This window comes from Duganella sp. AC237 (assembly GCF_979254035.1).
This window is the reverse complement of sequence record NZ_CEEDEW010000003.1, coordinates 2,615,476-2,632,800: the sequence shown is the minus strand read 5'-3', so window position 1 is coordinate 2,632,800 and position 17,325 is coordinate 2,615,476. Positions and strand designations below refer to the sequence as shown.

General features: G+C 67.3%; 12 protein-coding genes. 6 read left to right on the top strand and 6 right to left on the bottom strand.

Annotated features, from left to right (window positions below; genetic code table 11):
* Nucleotides 1–52 precede the first annotated feature (52 nt).
* On the bottom strand, nucleotides 53–4,153 hold the full coding sequence (locus AC0IYS_RS12085; protein WP_471705365.1) for a CheR family methyltransferase: 4,101 nt from the start codon (nucleotides 4,151–4,153) through the stop codon (nucleotides 53–55).
* A 74-nt stretch (nucleotides 4,154–4,227) separates the two neighbouring features.
* A complete protein-coding gene (locus tag AC0IYS_RS12080) occupies nucleotides 4,228–4,428 on the bottom strand; it encodes a hypothetical protein (protein WP_471705364.1) in 201 nt (66 codons plus the stop codon).
* A gap of 249 nt (nucleotides 4,429–4,677) precedes the next feature.
* On the opposite strand from AC0IYS_RS12080, the gene AC0IYS_RS12075 reads away from it, so the two are divergent.
* On the top strand, nucleotides 4,678–5,598 hold the full coding sequence (locus AC0IYS_RS12075) for a cyanophycinase (protein ID WP_471705363.1): 921 nt from the start codon (nucleotides 4,678–4,680) through the stop codon (nucleotides 5,596–5,598).
* A complete protein-coding gene (cphA, locus tag AC0IYS_RS12070) occupies nucleotides 5,595–8,279 on the top strand; it encodes a cyanophycin synthetase (RefSeq protein WP_471705362.1) in 2,685 nt (894 codons plus the stop codon). Before AC0IYS_RS12075 ends, cphA begins: the two co-directional genes overlap by 4 nt.
* A 36-nt stretch (nucleotides 8,280–8,315) precedes the next feature.
* Here cphA and AC0IYS_RS12065 read toward each other — a convergent pair whose 3' ends face one another.
* A complete protein-coding gene (locus tag AC0IYS_RS12065; protein WP_471705361.1) occupies nucleotides 8,316–10,265 on the bottom strand; it encodes a hybrid sensor histidine kinase/response regulator in 1,950 nt (649 codons plus the stop codon).
* A 246-nt stretch (nucleotides 10,266–10,511) separates the two neighbouring features.
* Between AC0IYS_RS12065 and AC0IYS_RS12060 the strand changes: the two genes are divergently transcribed.
* A complete protein-coding gene (locus AC0IYS_RS12060) occupies nucleotides 10,512–11,189 on the top strand; it encodes a TOL_0243 family YfiR-like periplasmic protein (RefSeq protein WP_471705360.1) in 678 nt (225 codons plus the stop codon).
* Between the two features lie 14 nt (nucleotides 11,190–11,203).
* Complete coding sequence (locus AC0IYS_RS12055; protein WP_471705359.1) at nucleotides 11,204–13,144, top strand: sensor histidine kinase, YfiR-like protein-associated; 1,941 nt, start codon at nucleotides 11,204–11,206, stop codon at nucleotides 13,142–13,144.
* Between the two features lie 120 nt (nucleotides 13,145–13,264).
* On the opposite strand, the gene AC0IYS_RS12050 is transcribed toward AC0IYS_RS12055, so the two are convergent.
* The 3 genes from AC0IYS_RS12050 to AC0IYS_RS12040 all read right to left on the bottom strand — a co-directional run bounded on the left by AC0IYS_RS12050 (nucleotide 13,265) and on the right by AC0IYS_RS12040 (nucleotide 14,902).
* Nucleotides 13,265–13,459: a type II toxin-antitoxin system antitoxin gene (locus AC0IYS_RS12050; protein ID WP_471705358.1), complete on the bottom strand. Its 195-nt coding sequence runs from the start codon at nucleotides 13,457–13,459 to the stop codon at nucleotides 13,265–13,267.
* Between the two features lie 9 nt (nucleotides 13,460–13,468).
* The gene (locus AC0IYS_RS12045) at nucleotides 13,469–14,365 is read right to left on the bottom strand and encodes an SPFH domain-containing protein (RefSeq protein WP_471705357.1); all 897 of its coding nucleotides are present in this window, start codon (nucleotides 14,363–14,365) and stop codon (nucleotides 13,469–13,471) included.
* Between the two features lie 159 nt (nucleotides 14,366–14,524).
* A complete protein-coding gene (locus AC0IYS_RS12040; protein WP_471705356.1) occupies nucleotides 14,525–14,902 on the bottom strand; it encodes a KGG domain-containing protein in 378 nt (125 codons plus the stop codon).
* Nucleotides 14,903–15,281: 379 nt separating this feature from the next.
* On the opposite strand from AC0IYS_RS12040, the gene AC0IYS_RS12035 reads away from it, so the two are divergent.
* Together AC0IYS_RS12035 and AC0IYS_RS12030 are read left to right on the top strand one after the other, a co-directional pair.
* Nucleotides 15,282–16,274, top strand: a complete 993-nt coding sequence (locus tag AC0IYS_RS12035; RefSeq protein WP_471705355.1) for a manganese catalase family protein — start codon at nucleotides 15,282–15,284, stop codon at nucleotides 16,272–16,274.
* Between the two features lie 145 nt (nucleotides 16,275–16,419).
* Nucleotides 16,420–17,307: a ZIP family metal transporter gene (locus AC0IYS_RS12030; protein WP_471705354.1), complete on the top strand. Its 888-nt coding sequence runs from the start codon at nucleotides 16,420–16,422 to the stop codon at nucleotides 17,305–17,307.
* The last annotated feature ends 18 nt before the right edge of the window (nucleotides 17,308–17,325 follow it).

Sequence of the window (17,325 nt, the reverse complement as noted above, 5' to 3'; positions counted from 1 at the left end):
AACCACTCCGTTCATCGTTTCCCTTCCGACGCGCCACGCGTCGTCGATTTTATCAAGTACCTGTGTTTTTCTCCAACAGCTGCGCGACCTTGCGCGACAGCTCCGCCATGTCCACCGGCTTGCCCACATGGGCAGAGAAGCCGGCGTCTAACGCGCGCTCGACATCCTGCCGGCGCGCCATGCCGGTGATGGCCAGCGCCGGCACGTCCTGGTAGTCCGGATGGGAGCGCAAGGCCCGGATGAAGGCCGTGCCGTCCATCTCCGGCATGTCGAGATCGGACATGACCAGATCGAAACGCTGCGCCGGCAGCAACTTGAGCGCCGCCACCGGCGACGAGCAGGCCGTCACCGCCGCACCCTCGAGCTCGAGCAGCATGGTGAACACCTCCAGGCCATCGGCGCTGTCATCGACCACCAACAGGCGCGCGCCCTCGAGCACGCGCGGCGGCGGCGCCGCGTCGGCCGCGCGCGGCCCGGCCCCCAGCGCGCGCGGCAAGACCACCGTGAACGTGGCCCCCTGCCCCACGCCGGCCGACTCGGCCGTGACCCGGCCGCCGTGCAGTTTGACGAACTCGTGCACCAGCGCCAGGCCGATGCCCAGGCCGACGCCGCCGCGCATGGGGTTGGCGCTGCCCTGCTTGAAGATGTCGAAGATGGTCGGCAGCACGTCGGGGCGGATGCCCTGGCCGGTGTCGCGCACGCACAGGCGCACCTCGCTCTCGTCATGGTCGAGCGTGACGGTCACGGTGCCGCCGGGCGGCGTGAACTTGATGGCGTTGCTGATCAGGTTCCACACCACCTGTTCCAGCCGCACCTCGTCGGCGTGCACCGGCAACACCTGCTCCGGCATCCGCACCACGACCTGGGGCGCGTTGGGCGTGCCGCCGGTCACCTCGACGATGTTGCCCACCAGCGCGCGGAAATCGAGCTCGCGCCGGTCCAACTCCATCTTGCCGGTCGACACGCGCGACAGGTCGAGCAGATCGTTGATGATCTTGGCCTGGCTGATGGTCGACGAGCGGATCGCGCTGACGGCCTTGTGCGCGGCCGGCTCGGCGCGCACCACCGGCAGGCGCAGCAGCACATCGGCGTGCATGTGGATCAGGTTGAGCGGGTGCTTGAGCTCATGCGACATGATGGCCAGGAACTGGTCCTTCTGTTCATTGTCACGCTGCGCCTGGGTGCTGCGATGGCGTTCGCGCGAGAGCTGCTCGGCGCGGCTCTTCTCGGCCTCCTGGCGGCCCGTCAGGTCGCGGCCGATCTTGGCGTAGCCGGTCAGCTCGCCGCCGCTGCCGCGCAGCGGCGTCAGCACGCCGCTGCAGTAGAAGCGGCTGCCATCCTTGCGCAGGTGCCAGCGTTCGTCCTCGGCGCGGCCGTCGTCGCGCGCGCGGCGCTGCTCGTCGGCCGGCATGTTCGCCTCCCGGTCCTCGGGCACGAAGATGAGTTCGTAAGGCCGGCCGATGATTTCGGCCTCGGCATAGCCGAAGATGCGCTCGGCGCCGCTGTTGAAGCTGGTGATCGTGCCGTCCAGGCCCACCGTGAGGATGATGTAATCCTTGGTGCTGGCCGCCACCAGGCGCATGCGCTCCTCGCCGGCGCGGGCGCGCTCCTCGGCGCGGCGGCGCTTGGTGATGTCGATGAACGTCAGCACCGCGCCGTCAATCTGGTCCAGGCCGGTACGGTACGGCAGCAGGCGGGCGATGAACCAGCGCCCGTCATCGCTGGCGACCTCCCGCTCGACCGGGCGCAGCGACTCGAACGTCGCCGCCGCGTCCTGCGACAGCTCCGGATAGGTCAACTTGTGCGTGATGTCGTGCAACGGCCGGCCGACGTCGCTGGCGATCAGGTTGAACAACTCGCACGCGTGCGGCGTGTAGCGCTTGATGCGCATGCCGCGGTCGACGAAGATGGTGGCCAGGTCCGTCGAGGCGATGAGGTTCTGCAGGTCGTCGTTGACCTTGCCCGTCTCCTCGACCTTGCTCTTGAGCTCGAAATTGACGGTGATCAGTTCCTCATTGACCGACTGCAATTCCTCCTTGCTGGTCTCGAGCTCCTCGGTGGCCGAGCGCAGTTCCTCGTTAATCGCCTGCAGTTCCTCATTGGCCGCCTTCAACTCCTCGTTCGACGTCTCCGAGTTTTCTATGGTGTCCTGCAACTGCTGCCGGGTGCGCTGCAACTCCTGTTCCAGGCTCGACAGGACAGTGTCCTGCGCCGGCTCCTGCGGGATGCCGGCGGCCTGCTCGTCGGTGGTCTGCTCGACCTTGTGGAACAGCACCAGGATGAAGTCGGTGGCGGTATTGGCGTCGTAGAACGGCCGCGCCATCATGTTGACATAAAACACCCGCTCGCCGCGCTCGAAGCGCACGCTGCGCGTCTCGACGCTCTTGCCGCTCTGGGCCGCCTGGAACAGCGCGGCGCGCAGTTCGAGCCGCAACTCCGGCTCGGCCAGCGCCACCAGGTTGCGCGACGGCTCGCCGGCGACATGGCGCAGGAATTGCGCCGTGCCCTCGGACATATGGACGATGTTGGACTGCTGGTCGACGAGCACGCTCGGCGGCGCGTACTCGGCCAGCACGCGCTGGTGCACGCTGGCGAACGAGGGCTTGTCGCCGTGCGGGCGCTCCGGGTACGGCACCGCCGTGGCCGCCGCCATCGGCGCCATCATCGGGATGGCCGAGCGCGGCAGACGCGACGTCGGCCGGGCGCGGTAGATGCGGTTTTTCTTATCGACCGGTATGAAGAAATCGGCCACCATGTCGGCCGACTCGGAACCGCCGAGGAACAGATAGCCGCCCGGGTTGAGCGCGAAATGGAACATCTCGAGCACCTGGGCGTGGGTGTCGCGGTTCAGGTAGATCAGCAGGTTGCGGCAGCTGATCAGGTCGATCTTGGAGAACGGCGGATCGCGCAGCAGGTTCTGGCTGGCGAACAGGATCTTGTCGCGCACCGACTTCTTGATGCGGTAGCGGCCGTCCTCCTTGTTGAAATGCTCGGCCAGCCGCGCGGCCGACACGTCGCGCGTGATGGCGGCGTTGTAGAGGCCTGCGCGGGCGAAGGCGATCGCGCGCTCGTCGATGTCCGAGCCGAACAGCTGGAACTCCGCACCGGTGGCGCTCCTGGCCGCGTGTTCGGTCAGCAGCATGCCCAGCGAATAGGTCTCCTCGCCGGTCGAGCAGCCCACGCTCCAGACGCGCAGCGCCTGGCCGTCCGGGACGTCGGCAAACAGCTTGGGAACGATGTCCCGCTCGATGCTCTCGAACGCCTCGGTGTCGCGGAAGAACTGGGTCACGCCGATGAGCATGTCGCGCAGCAGCGCCTCGCTCTCGGCACGGTCTTCGCGCAGCAGGTCGCGGTACTGCGCCAGCGACGGCTTTTCGCGCACCTGCAGGCGCCGCTCGATACGGCGCAGCACGGTGGCGCGCTTGTACTTGGAGAAGTCGTGTCCGGTGCGCGCGCGCAGGACGGTGGTGATGTCGCGCAGCACCTCCTCGTCCTCGGCCGGCAGCGCGCTGTCGTTCGACTCGACGAATGGTTTGCCCTTGGGCAGCGGCAAGCTGATGCGGCGCGCATTGTCCCACACGGACGCCAGCTTGCCAGGCATCTCGGCCACCGGCAGCACAAAATCGACCACGCCCGAATCGATCGCCGCGCGCGGCATGCCGGCGAACTCGGCCTCGTCCGGATTTTGCACCATCACCACGCCGCCGTGGTCCTTGAGCGCGACCAGGCCGGCCGCGCCGTCGCTGCCGGTACCCGACAGCACCACGCCGAACGCGCGCGACTCGTGCGCCGCCGCCAGGGTGCGGAAGAAGCTGTCGACCGCAACCGGCCAGCCGGCGCCGCCGACGCGCTCGCGCACCCGCAGGTAGCCGTCGATCATCTCCAGTTGCCGGTTCGGCGATATCACATAGACCTTGTTCTGCTCAACATGGGTCGGCCCTGTGACCTCGACCACCGGCAGCGGCGTCCACTTTTGCAACAGCGCGGCGGCGTCGCTCTCGTGGGTGGGCGACAGATGCATGACCACGACATACGACATCGCCATCTCGGGCGTGACGTGCTTGAAGAATTCTTGCAAGGCCGACAGCCCTCCCGCCGACGCGCCAATGCCGGCGATAGGAAAATCCTGGATGCTGGGGAGGGTTTGATTCATTGGGGTCCTGACGGAGGGGTGAAACGGAGTGGGCACGGCCGCGTCGCGGCGGTTTTTTGTCCAGGACAGGCTACTCAAGACCCGCGCTCGCGCGCGCCACGACGGCGCTGGGGGGTGGCCAGCACCCGTTTGATGATCGCCTGGTCGACCGCCTGTTCCATCAGGTAGATCTTGGCGCTGGGATAGCCGAGCGCGTCCTTATAGGACAAGCCCAGCTCGATAATACTGGCCAGCGCCTCGTTCTTGCGGCGGCACTCGGTGGAATGATCACTCATACGGATCCGATGGGATTGAATCAACGAAAGGCCATGGTAAACCAGTTTTTACAATGATGCCAACTAAGAAACGAAACGGACGCGGATCGAACGCATCAATACGGCGCCGGCGCGGCGGCGTTTCGAGCGGACCGAAGTAAGCATTGGCTTACATCGGCACAGGACGAACCGCCCTACCGGCGCGGCCCGCTCCCTGCGACACTTCATTACAGACTTTTCATGACAACGAACATCAACAGCGAGACACCCATGCAACACACACCAAAAACCCCACCCGCCCCTGGCGCCCTGATGATCATCGGCGGCGGCGAGGACCGCACCGACAACAAGGACGTGCTGGCCCGCTTCGTCGAGCTGTCCGGCGGTGCCGAGCGCCCGCTGGTGGTGCTTACCGCCGCCAGCAAAATCCCCGAGGACGTCTGGGAAATGTACCGCGGCGCGTTGCACGACCTGGGCGCGCGCAACGTACGCCACGTGCCCATCGGCGACCGCGTCGACGCTGATGCCGCCGCCAACGCCGACATCGTCGCCGGTGCCGGCGGCATCTTCATGACCGGCGGCGATCAAAAACGGCTGGTCGCCCACATCGGCGGCACCGCCGTCGAGCAGGCCATGCGCGACGCCCACGCGCTGCGCGGCGCCTGCATCGCCGGCACCAGCGCCGGCGCCTCGGCCATGTGCACCCACATGCTGGCCGAGGGCAAGGCCGAGCTGGCGCCGGAAAAAGGCGCGGTGCGCCTTGGCGCCGGCCTCGGCTTCGTCCATCGCGTCGTGATCGACCAGCATTTCTCGCAGCGCCAGCGCATCCACCGGCTACTCAGCGTGGTCGCGCAAACCCCGTTCCTGCTCGGCGCCGGCATCGACGAGGACACCGCGCTGATCGTGCACGGCCGCGCCGGCTTTGAGATCATGGGCGAAGGCACGGTCACCGTGCTCGACTGCCGCACCGCCAAGACCAACATCGCCGACCTGCGCGCCGGCGCCGTCCCGACCCTCGTCGGCGTGGGCCTGCACCTGCTGCCGTCCGGGACGGCCTTCGCGGCCCCGCCCGACCCGGCGGCCCCGCACACCGCCGCCCCGCGCGGCCAATTGCCCGACGGCGCCGTGCCGGCTCCGCGCGCGCTGGCCGACTTCCTCGACTTCCTCACCGACCGGAACGACGAATCATGAACATCCTCGAACAACGCGTGCTGCGCGGTCCCAACCTGTATTCGACGCACCCCTGCATCCTGACCGTACTGGATTTACAACACCAGCGCGGCCTTCAAACCAACGAGATCCCCGGCTTCAACCAGCGCCTGCTCGAGATCCTGCCGTCGCTGCAAGAAGACCGCTGCTCTGCCGGACAATACGGCGGCTTCGCCCGGGCGCTACACGAAGGCACCAATCTGGCCCACGTGGTCGAACACGTCGCGCTCGCGCTGCAATGCCTGGCCGGTACGCCGGTCAGCGCCGGCCGTACCCACCAGGCCGGCCAGGCCGACGGACACTACCGTGTGGTGTGCGAATACGAACTCGAGCAGATCGGCATCAACGCGGTCGAGTTGGCCATCACGCTGGTGCGCGCCCTGGCCGAGGCGGACCGGCAGCACGCCGGCGGCGCGCCAGCGGCGGCGATGCTCGAACCGGGCGGTCCGCTGGAAGACGGCCTGGCCGCGCTGCGCGAGACGGCGCGGCGCCAGGCCATCGGCACCAGCACCGGCGCCATCCTCAAGGCCGCCGCACGGCAGGGCATTCCGTTCCGCCGGCTCACGCCGGAGGCCAATCTGTTCGTGCTCGGCTGGGGCGCCCAGCAAAAGCGCTTGCAGGCCAGCATCACCGGCGATACCGGGCACATCGCCGTCGGCCTCGCCTCGGACAAGGCGCTGACCAAGGCGCTGCTGCGCGAAGCCGGCGTGCCGGTGCCCGAAGGCACGACGGTGCGCTCGCTTGAGCAGGCGCAGCGCGCGGCCCTGGCGCTCGGCGGCCCGGTCACCATCAAGCCGCTCGACGGCAACCACGGGCGCGGCGTCACCACCCGCTGCGGCACGCCCGACGAGGTGGCGCTGGCGTTCGAACGCGCGCGCGAGCACGGCCGCACCATCATCGTCGAACGCTATATCCAGGGTGACGATTACCGCGTGCTGGTGGCCGGCGAACGCGTGGTGGCGGCTGCGCTGCGGCGCCCGGCCGCCGTCACCGGCGACGGCGTATCGACCGTGCGCGAACTGGTGGAACGGGAAAACGCCAATCCGGCGCGCGGCGACGGCCACAGCAACATCCTGACCCGCATCCCGCTCGACGGCCACGCCGAGACCACCCTGGCCGAACAAGGTTTGCGGCTCGACAGCGTGGCGGCGGCCGGACGCCGCGTGCTCTTGCGCGGCAACGCCAACCTGTCGAGCGGCGGCACCGCCGAGGACGTGACGGACCGGCTGCCGCCGCAAACGCTGGCCATGTGCGTACGGGCGGTGCGCAAGATCGGCCTGGACGTCGCCGGCATCGACCTGGTGTGCGAGGACATCGGCGTGCCGCTTGACGGCAGGAACGGCGCGGTGATCGAAATCAACGCCGCGCCCGGCCTGCGCATGCACGAATACCCAAGCGCCGGCACCCCGCGCGACGCCGGTGCGGCCATCGTCGAATCGATGTTCGGCGCCGGCGACGGCCGCATTCCGGTCATCGCCGTCACCGGCACCAACGGCAAGACCACCACCACGTTGATGATCGAGCACACCTTGCGCCAGGCCGGCATCGGCACCGGCTGCACCACCAGCGAAGGCGTGTTCATCAACGGCGAAGCGATCACCCGGGGCGACTGCAGCGGCTACTGGTCGGCGCGCTCGGTGCTGGCCGCGCCCGAGGTCGAATTCGCGGTGCTGGAGACGGCTCGCGGCGGCATCCTCAAGCGCGGCCTGGCGTTCGACCGCTGCGACGTCGCGGTGCTGCTCAACATCAGCGACGACCACCTGGGACTGGACGGCGTCGACACGGTCGACGACCTGGCGCGGGTCAAGGCAGTGGTGGCGCATGCCGCCTCGTGCGCGGTGGTGCTCAACGCCGAGGACGAACGCTGCGTGGCCGTCGGCGCCGGCCTCGACCCCGAGGTCGAGGTGATCTATTTCAGCTGCCAGGCCGAGCACCCGGTGCTGGTCGCGCACCTGGCGCACGGCGGGCGCGCCGCCTGGCTCGAGCGCGGCGCCGTCATGCTGGCCGACGGCAAGGCGCGCCAACGGCTGCTCGATGCCAAGGCCATCCCGGCCGCGCTGGACGGGCGCGCGCGCCACAACCTCGCCAACGCGCTGGCGGCCGCCGCCGCGCTGATGGCCAGCGACCTGGTGCCGGCCATGATCTGCGCCGGCCTGCGCTCGTTCGTCTCGGACGCGCGGCGCAATCCGATGCGCGCCAACGTCTACGAGGTTGGCGGCGTGCAGGTGATCGTCGACTACGCGCACAACCCGGCCGCCTTCGCCGCGCTGGCCGCCACCGCCCGGGCCATGACGTCGGACCGCACGGTGGCGGTGGTGACCGCGCCGGGCGACCGCCGCGACGAGGACTTCCGGCGCATCGGCGAGACCTGCCAGGCCGGCTTCGACCAGGCCATCTTCTACGAATGGGAAAGCGAGCACCGCGGCCGCGAGGCCGGCCAGCGGGCCGCGCTGATGCACGCGGCCGCCAGCGCCGCCCGGGGCGGACCGCACGGCTTGCTGGTCGAGCTGGAGCCGGCCGCCGCGTTGCGCGCCGGACTGGCGCGCTGCCGGCCGGGCGACGTCTTGCTCTACGCCTGCGGCGCCTCGGTAGCGGAGCTGGTCGATGCGCTGCGCCCGGTCGACCCCGTCAGCGCCGAGCGCATCGGCGAAATGCTGGCGTAAGACGGCTGGATCAATCCGGGGTCAGGTCCACCATTTCTACACGGCCCGATCAGTACCGCCCGCCTTATCGGCATGGGCGGTCTGCAAAATCTTGATCAGGTCGCTAAGCCGGTAAGGCTTGGGGATCAGATCGAAGACATCGAGCTCGGGACTCTTGTCCTGCAGGCTGGACCGGGTGTAGCCGGAGGCCAGTATCACCTTCACGTTCGGAAATTCGCCGCGCGCGATCTTCGCCAGCTCGATGCCGCCCATGCCCGGCATCACCACGTCGGTGAACAGGATGGCGATGTCGCCGCTGGCGCGCAAGGTCGCCAGCGCCTCGACGCCGTTGTTGGCCGACAGTACGTCGTAGCCGAGATGGCTGAACAGCGCCACCGCCGTTTCCAGCACGTCGGGCTGGTCGTCGACCAGCAGCACCTTTTCCGATTTGCTGTGTCCGTTATCGGCGTGGACGCCATCGGCGTCGACGATGGCCGGGAAATACAGCGCCACCGTCGTGCCCTCGCCCACTACCGACGTGATTGCCAGGTCGCCCTGGCATTGCTGCGCCAGTCCGTACACCTGGCTCAACCCCAGCCCGGTGCCCTTGCCGACGGGCTTGGTCGTGAAGAACGGCTCGATGGCGCGCGCCACCGTCTCTGGCGCCATGCCTGTGCCCGAGTCCGTCACGGCCACCCTGACGTAGCTGCCAGCGGGCAACTGTCCAACATCGCCGTCGGCCAGTCGCACCGTGTCGACGGCAACCGTCACGTCGCCGTGGTCCGGCATGGCGTCGCGCGCGTTGACGACCAGATTGAGCAATGCCGCCTCGAACTGGGTCGGATCGATCAGGACGCCGGGCAGGTCTGGCGCCACCTGCATGCGCAGCCGCATGCGGCTGGGCACCGCGCGATGCAGCACCGCGTCGAACGAGCGGATCACGCGGCCGATATCGTGCGCCTCGCGCCGCAGCGGCTGTTGGCGCGCGAACGCCAGCAACTGCTGGGTCAGCGCCGCCCCGCGCTGCGCGGCCCGCTCCATCGCGTCCATCGCGCGGCGCTGCGCGGTGCGATCGACCACCGTGCGCAGAATGTCGAGCCCGTTCATGACGACGTTGAGCAAATTGTTGAAGTCGTGGGCGATACCGCCGGTGAGCTTGCCGATCGCCTCCAGTTTCTGCGATTGCAACAGCGATTCGCGCGTGCGTTCGAGTTGCTCGGCGGCCTGCCGGCGCTCGGTGATGTCGCGCGTCACCTTGGCAAAGCCGAGCAGCTTGCCGCCGGCATCGTGGATGGGATCGATCACCACGTTGGCCCAGAAGCGGGTGCCGTCCTTGCGCACGCGCCAGCCTTCGCGCTCGAACCGGCCCTCCTTGAGCGCCGTGCTCAGCGCCACCGCCGGCGCCCTGGCGGCCTGGTCCTCGGGCGTATAGAACATCGCGAAACTCTCGCCGACCACTTCGTCCGCCTCATAGCCCTTGATGCGCCGCGCGCCCTCGTTCCAGTTGGTCACCACGCCCTCGGGCGACAACATATAGATCGCGTAATCGGTCACGCCCTGCACCAGCAGCCGGAAGCGCTCCTCGCTGGCATGCAGTTCGTCCTGGGCGGCGCGCTGGGCCGTCATATCGCGCGTGATCTTGGTAAAGCCGAGCAATTCGCCGGCATCGTCCCAGATCGGATCGAGCACCACGCTGGCCAGGAAGCGGGTGCCGTCCTTGCGCACGCGCCAGCCCTCGTCCTCGAACTTGCCGGTGGTCCTGGCCTGCTCCAGCGCCAGCGCCGGCCGCCCGCGCGCCTGTTCCTCGGCGGTGTAAAAGACGGAAAAATGGCGGCCGACGATCTCGTCCTCGCGATAGCCCTTGAAGCGCTGGGCGCCGGCGTTCCAGGTGATCACCACGCCCTCGGGCGACAGCGTATAGATCGCGTAATCGGTGACGCTGACGATGAAATGGCGAAAGCGCTCGGCTTCGAGCGCCAGGGTGGTCGACGGGTTTTCTTGCTGCATGAGGATTCCTCGTGACACGAAACAGTCGTGTACTCTCACCCGAATTCTAAAGGAGCTGTCGGGAAACGTTGCTGAGCAAGCTGTCAATCGTCCGTCCAGGACAAGGAGTCACTTGCAAGCATAAACTTACCGCATCCGTCCCCGCAGTGTGGCTGCATGCAGGTTCGACGTTGTTATTCGACACAAGTACCCATGGCACCACCTTGCACCAGTATAATTTTCCAACGTGATTTAAAAGGAAAGCAAATGCTTGGCAAAGTGAGAGGCGCGAACTGGATGCCGACGCGCGCAGCCGCCCTTACGCTGGCCTTGGCGATGGCAACGTCCGCCGCCGCGCAGACCGATATGGCGGACGGCGCCGAGACGGTCGACATGGCGGGGATGGCCGCGCTAACCGCGCTGGCCGCCTTCTCCGATTCCGCAGCCAGCGCCACCCTGCAGGACCAGTTGGACGCTGCCTCGCCGACCAGCGTGAAAGCCGGCTTCCTGTACAAATTCCTCGGCTATGTCGACTTTCCCGCCGGCCCGCTCGATCCCGGCACGCCGTACGTGGTGGGCGTGGTCGGCGCCGACGACATCGCCGCCGAACTGACGCGGCTGACCGCCGGGCGCCTGGTCAACAACCACGCCGTCGTGGTGCGCAAAATGCAGGGCCACGACCCGTCGGGCGGCCTGCACCTGCTGTTCATCGGCGCGGACGAAGGCGCCGACGAGGCGGCGTTGGTCAAGGCCGCGCAGCCGGCCGGCGTGCTGACGGTCACCGAATCGGCCACCGGCATCGAATCGGGCAGCGTCATCAATTTTAAGCTGGTCGACGAGCGCGTGCGCTTCGAGGTCTCGTTGGCGGCGGCCGACAAGGGCCGGCTCAAGCTAAGCTCGCGCCTGTTGTCGGTGGCGTACGCGGTGCAGAAAGGCGGCGGCTGATGGCGTGGTTGGGCGTGAGCTTGTCCACCGTGCGCGCCAGGCTGATCGCCATGGCCCTGGCCACCACCGCCGCCGCCCTGCTGCTGTGCACCTGCGCCATCCTGTTTTACGACCTGGGCACGTTCCAGCGCTCCTGGATCGACGACATGCGCACCCAGGCCGAAATGATCGCGCTGGCCAGCGCCCCGGCGATCAACTTCAACGATGCCCCTGCCGCGCGCAAGAACCTCGACATGTTGCGGATGCGGCCGGAGATCCTGGCCGGCGCCATCTACAACAGCGGCGGCGCGATGTTCGCCTCCTACACCCAGGCCGCGCTGGAGACGCCGGTATTCCTGGAAAAACCGGGACCGCTGGGCCACCAGATCGTCAACGGCAGCCTGACCTTGAACCACCCGATTGTCGAACATGGCGAGCGCATCGGCACGGTGTACCTGGAAGCGCGCTACCGCATCGGCGAGCGCATCGCCTCGTATGGCTCGATCCTGGTGGCCGTCATGCTGTGCAGCCTGTTGCTGGCGGCGCTGGTGGCCTCGCGCCTGCAACGCAGCATCACCGCGCCGCTGGAAGGGGTCACGTCGGCCGCGCGCGCCGTCATCCAGCGGCGCGACTTCAGCCTGCGCGTGCCGGGCTCGGCGCCGGGCGAGATCGGCACCCTGGTCGACGCCTTCAACGCCATGCTGGCCGAGGTGGAGAAAAGCGCCAGCGGCCTGATCGCCACCAACCGCACCCTGGAACGCGAGATGGCGGTGCGCCAGGAGGCCGAGCGCGCGCTGCGCATCGCCGACCGCCGCAAGGACGAGTTCCTCGCCACCTTGGCGCACGAGCTGCGCAACCCGCTGGCGCCGATCAGGACCGGGCTCGACATCATGCGCATCAACCCGGCCGACCTCGGCGCCGGCCAGCGCGCGCGCGAGATCATGGAGCGCCAGCTGCGCCAGATGGTGCGGCTGGTCGACGACCTGCTGGACGTGTCGCGCATCAACACCGGCAAGCTCACCATCAAACGCGACCTGGTCGACCTGCAGCAAATCATCCACGACGCCTTCGAAATCGTGCGCCCGCTGGTCGAGCAGCAGGGGCACGTGCTGACGGCCGCGCCGCTGGCGCATCCGCTGCTGATCGAGGGCGACGCCACGCGGTTGACGCAGATCCTGTCGAACCTGCTCAACAACGCCGCCAAGTACACCGCGCGCGGCGGGCGCATCGCGGTCGATGTGGAGCTGGAGCAGCGGCGCGTGCGCGTCCACGTGCGCGACAACGGCATCGGCATCGCGCCGGAGATGCGCGAAGCCGTGTTCCAGATGTTCGTGCAGGCCGACGCCTCGCTCGAGCGCACCACGGCGGGCCTCGGCGTGGGCCTGTCGCTGGCGCGGCGGCTCGCCGAGCTGCACGGCGGCGAGCTGAGCCTGCACAGCCTGGGCCTGGGCTACGGCAGCGAATTCGTGCTGACCCTGCCGTTGCCCAGGGACGCCGAAGTGCCCGCAAGTTCGGTCGCCAACCCGGCCGCTACCGGCGCGAAGGCCGGCACGGCGGCCGGTCCCGGCGGCAGCCGGCGCATCCTGCTGGCCGACGACAACATCGACTTCGTCAACAGCATGGGCGCATTGCTGGAGTCGCGCGGCCATGTGGTGTCGGTCGCCTACGACGGCCAGAGCGCGCTTGCCAATGCCGCCGCGTTCATGCCGGAATTCGCCTTCCTCGACATCGGCCTGCCGTCGCTCAACGGCTACGACCTGGCGCGCGCGCTGCGCGCCCTGCCCGCCCTGCGGCACACCACGCTGGTGGCGGTCACCGGCTGGGGCCAGCAAAAGGACCGGGATTTGGCGACGGAAGCGGGCTTCGACGCCCACCTGGTCAAGCCGGTGAGCTTCGAACAGATCGAAGCGATGCTCGCCGCCACACCGGGGAGCAGCAAAACACCGGGGGTCAGTGCCGACATTCGGACAAACTGAAATAACAGGGAACTTTTCAGCGTACAAAACGTTCCCAAATGTCCGAATGTCGGACCTGACCCCGGGGTTATTCATGACCCCGGGGTTATTCACGGCCGGCGCCGAAGCTGAGAGCGTTCGCTACTCGCTGCCGGAATCGTCGGCTTTACCGTTGTCCTCTTTGATCTTCACACCGCGCCGGGCCAGGCCCTCGCGCAGCAGGAACTCGATTTCCGCGTTCACGCTACGCAGGTCGCGCGCGGCCAGGCGTTGCAACTCCTCCCACAACGCGGGATCGATACGCAGCGGATAAGCTTTTTTACCGGGACTCGCCATGCTGGGCCGCTAGTTGTAGAGGGTGCCGGTGTTGATGATCGGCTGGGTTTCCTTGTCGGAGCACAGTACCACGAGAAGATTGCTGACCATCGCCGCCTTGCGCTCGTCGTCCAGCTCGACGATGCCGCGCTCCGACAGGCCCTTCAGCGCGGATTCGACCATGCTGACGGCGCCGTGCACGATCTTGGAGCGGGCGCTGATGATCGCCTCGGCCTGCTGGCGGCGCAGCATCACCTGGGCGATCTCGGGAGCGTAGGCCAGATGGGTGAGCTTGGCGTCTACCACCTGCACGCCGGCCTCTTCGAAGCGCGCTTGGAGCTCGCACTTGAGGGCGTCGACGACCACGTCCATGCCGCCGCGCAGCGTGGTTTCGCCAGCGGACAAATCCTCGGCCTCGTCATACGCATATTGGGAGGCGAGATGGCGCAGCGCCGCCTCGGCCTGGATCGAGACGTAGCGCTCGAAATCGTCCACTTCAAACACGGCCTGGGCGGTGTCGCGCACGCGCCAGACGATGGCCGCGCTGATCTCCACCGGATTGCCGCGCTTGTCGTTGACCTTGAGCGTGGGCGCGTTGAAATTGCGCGCGCGCAGCGACAGGCGGCGCTTGACGTATAAGGGGAACGCCCAGCGCAAGCCTTCGCTGCGGTCGGTGCCGATGTACTTGCCGAACAGGGTAAGGATGGCGCTCTCGTTGGGCTGCAGCATGTACAAGCCCAGCATGAAGAACAGTCCCGCCAGCACAAGCGCGATCGCGCCGAAAAGCGCGGAGATACCGGCGCCGTCCCCGATCGCCGTCTTGAACAGGAACGCGCCGCCCAACAGTAAAACGATGCCGGCGCAAGCGGCCAGGTAACCATTCGTCGATGAGAACGCCGTTTCGCGGCGAGTGTTTGCACCATTCATGCTCGATTGCTCCTCAGGTAGATGACATCAAAGTGATATCACTTTAGAATCACCTTACCTTATTGTCAAGCAATTTCGGCAAGGACGATGCGGCAAAGGTACAAACGAAAAAAAGCTCCGGCAAACCTGCCGGAGCTTTTGGCAAACTAGAAGACCAGCTTACTTGCGGTCGTTCTTGTGGCTTTGACGGCCAGCCTCGGCATGCTGCTCCGGCGTACCGCCGCGCGTGCCGCCCGAACCACCCGAGCCGCCCTTGCCGCCGCCTTCATTGCCGCCACCGGAACCCGAGCCCGAGCTCGAAGCGCTTTGCTTGTTGCCGTCGTTTTTGTGGCTCATGCTGCCGGCGCGACGCGCCTCTTCCGACGTGAATTCGTGGGCCGTGCCGGCGGCGTGTGCCGCGCGGCCGCCTTCGGACGCGATCTCGCGTTGCTGCTCAGGATCCATCGACGCGAAACCACGTGCGCTGGTGCCATCGGACTGCTTGTTGCCCTTGTTGCCGCCTTGGTTGCCGCCATTACCTTGGTTCGAATTAGCCATGATTCTTCTCCTGATTGATGGTTGATGAAACTAAGGAATCGGTCTGCCGTTTTGCAGAAGCAAACTCGAGAAAGGTCATCTTAAGCGTGACGAACAACGGCACCTATCGGCGCATGCGACATCATCAAGTAGGAATGCGCTGGCGTTTTTTGACCGACGGTTTTTGATTGCATTCGACCTGAATTACTCAACAATTCCGTGCGCTGCCACTGCATATTTGTGGTGGGAAAATTTTGCCAGCGCAGTCTTACATCAGCGGGGGCCGCGCGCCGATGTCACCCGTCGCGCCGACGACATAGCATGGTCGTTCGATGCATGAGTTCGGTATCGGGCTCGGCATCGCGCTCAACACCCGTTCGCCAACCAACAGGAGAAAAGTATGTTTGCTCACAATAAGCGGTTGCAGTACACGGTGCGCGTCAGCGAGACCAATCCCGGCCTGGCCAATCTGATGCTCGAACAATTCGGCGGACCGCAAGGCGAGCTGGCCGCCGCCATGCGCTACTTCACGCAGGCGGTCGCCGAGGACGATCCAGGCCGCAAGGACATGCTGTTCGATATCGCCACCGAGGAACTGAGCCACCTCGAAGTCATCGGCAACATCGTCTGCATGCTCAACAAGGGCGCCAAAGGCCGCCTGGCCGAGGGCGTCGAGGAGGAAGGCGAACTGTATCGCTCGATCACCGGTGCCGGCAACGACAGCCACCTCACGCAGGTGCTGTACGGCGCCGGCGCGCCGCTGGTCAATTCGGGCGGCGTGCCATGGACGGCCGCCTACATCGACACCATCGGCGAGCCGACGGCCGACCTGCGCTCGAACATCGCGGCCGAGGCGCGCGCCAAGATCGTCTACGAACGCCTGATCAACCTGACCACCGATCCCGGCGTCAAGGAGGCGCTCGGTTTCCTGATGACGCGCGAGATCGCCCATCAGAAGTCGTTCGAGAAAGCGCTGTACGCGATCGAGCCGAACTTCCCGCCGGGTAAACGTCCGGGCCGGGCCGAGTTCACCAGCGTCTACTTCAATATGTCGCAGGGCGGGCCGGAAATGCAGGGGCCGTGGAACAGCGGACCGAAATGGCGCGTCGTCAGCGATCCCGCGCAGCAGATGGCCGTCGACGGCGGCGATGGCGGCGCGCGCGTCGGCCTGACGTCGATGGAGGAAACGGTGCTGAGCCAGATGGCTGCGCGCACCATGTCCAATCCGGCCGTCGAACCGGTGACCGGGGCCGAGCTGGGTGCTGGCATGGCGCCGGGGATGGCGGCCGGGGCGCCGGACGACGATGACGGGCTGGACGCGGCCATCGACCCGGCCGGCCTTCCGCCCGGCGCCGATGGCCGCGGCGGCGACGGCCAGCGTCCGCTGAGCTGAGCCGGAGTGGCCGGATGCCCGGGGGGCTAAACAAAACCGTGCGAGCGCCGTCTTACATCTGCAAGCGTTGCGCACCGACAGACGCGGCTTTGCAGCCGCCATAAGATGGCCGCACCATCAGGAGAAAACCAGAGAAATGAACCCCATGCTCAGATCCGGCCACCGCCCCACCTGGCGCCTCGCCATGGGCGCCTTCATCGGCGTCCTCGGCACACTGCTGCTCACGCGCGACCTGGCGCTGGCGATCGCGTCGCTGCCAGCTCCGGCACAACTGGCGCTGACAGCCGGCCTGTGGGCCGCCGCCGCCACGGCGGTGGGCACCCTGCCCGTGCTGCTGGCGCAGAAATTCTCGCAGCGCACCTATGACGCCGCGCTCGGCCTCGGCGGCGGCATTATGCTGGCGGCGACGTCGTTCTCGCTGGTGCTGCCGGCGATTAATGCCAGCAAGAGCGCCGGGGCCAGCTCGGCCGTCGCCAGCATGACGGTTGGCGGCGGCATCCTGCTCGGCATGCTGTTGGTGATGCTGCTCGGTTACCTGGTGCGTTCGGAGCACGTGCTGGGCGACGGCGCGGTCCGCACCGACACCACCGCCATGACGCGCGCCTGGCTGTTCGTCGGCGCGGTGGCGATCCACAACTTGCCCGAAGGCCTGGCGATCGGCGTCGGCTACGGCGGCGTCGACGCGGCCAAGGCCCACACCCTGGCGATGGGCATCGCCATCCAGGACATCCCGGAAGGGCTGGTGGTGGCCATCGCCCTGCGCTCGGTCGGCTACGGCCGCGTATTTTCCGCCGTGCTGGGCGCCGTATCGGGGCTGGTCGAACCGCTGGCCGCGGTCAGCGGCGCGCTGCTGATCGAGGCCAGCGCCCGCTTCCTGCCGTGGGGCCTGGCCAGCGCGGCCGGCGCCATGCTGTATGTAATCTGCCACGACGTCGTGCCCGAGGCGCACCGCCATGGCCATTGCAAGACCGCCTCTTGCGCGCTGGTGATCGGCTTCATCGTGATGATGGTGCTCGACACCGCGCTTTCCTGAACCCCACACTATGGAGTG

Excerpts from the sequence above, each read along its gene's own strand:
- AC0IYS_RS12085 (WP_471705365.1), bottom strand. The coding sequence starts at position 4,153 with ATGAATCAAACCCTCCCCAGCATCCAGGATTTTCCTATCGCCGGCATT.
- AC0IYS_RS12030 (WP_471705354.1), top strand. The coding sequence starts at position 16,420 with ATGCTCAGATCCGGCCACCGCCCCACCTGGCGCCTCGCCATGGGCGCC.
- cphA (WP_471705362.1), top strand. The coding sequence starts at position 5,595 with ATGAACATCCTCGAACAACGCGTGCTGCGCGGTCCCAACCTGTATTCG.
- AC0IYS_RS12060 (WP_471705360.1), top strand. The coding sequence starts at position 10,512 with ATGCTTGGCAAAGTGAGAGGCGCGAACTGGATGCCGACGCGCGCAGCC.
- AC0IYS_RS12035 (WP_471705355.1), top strand. The coding sequence starts at position 15,282 with ATGTTTGCTCACAATAAGCGGTTGCAGTACACGGTGCGCGTCAGCGAG.
- AC0IYS_RS12050 (WP_471705358.1), bottom strand. The coding sequence starts at position 13,459 with ATGGCGAGTCCCGGTAAAAAAGCTTATCCGCTGCGTATCGATCCCGCG.
- AC0IYS_RS12040 (WP_471705356.1), bottom strand. The coding sequence starts at position 14,902 with ATGGCTAATTCGAACCAAGGTAATGGCGGCAACCAAGGCGGCAACAAG.
- AC0IYS_RS12045 (WP_471705357.1), bottom strand. The coding sequence starts at position 14,365 with ATGAATGGTGCAAACACTCGCCGCGAAACGGCGTTCTCATCGACGAAT.
- AC0IYS_RS12065 (WP_471705361.1), bottom strand. The coding sequence starts at position 10,265 with ATGCAGCAAGAAAACCCGTCGACCACCCTGGCGCTCGAAGCCGAGCGC.
- AC0IYS_RS12080 (WP_471705364.1), bottom strand. The coding sequence starts at position 4,428 with ATGAGTGATCATTCCACCGAGTGCCGCCGCAAGAACGAGGCGCTGGCC.
- AC0IYS_RS12075 (WP_471705363.1), top strand. The coding sequence starts at position 4,678 with ATGCAACACACACCAAAAACCCCACCCGCCCCTGGCGCCCTGATGATC.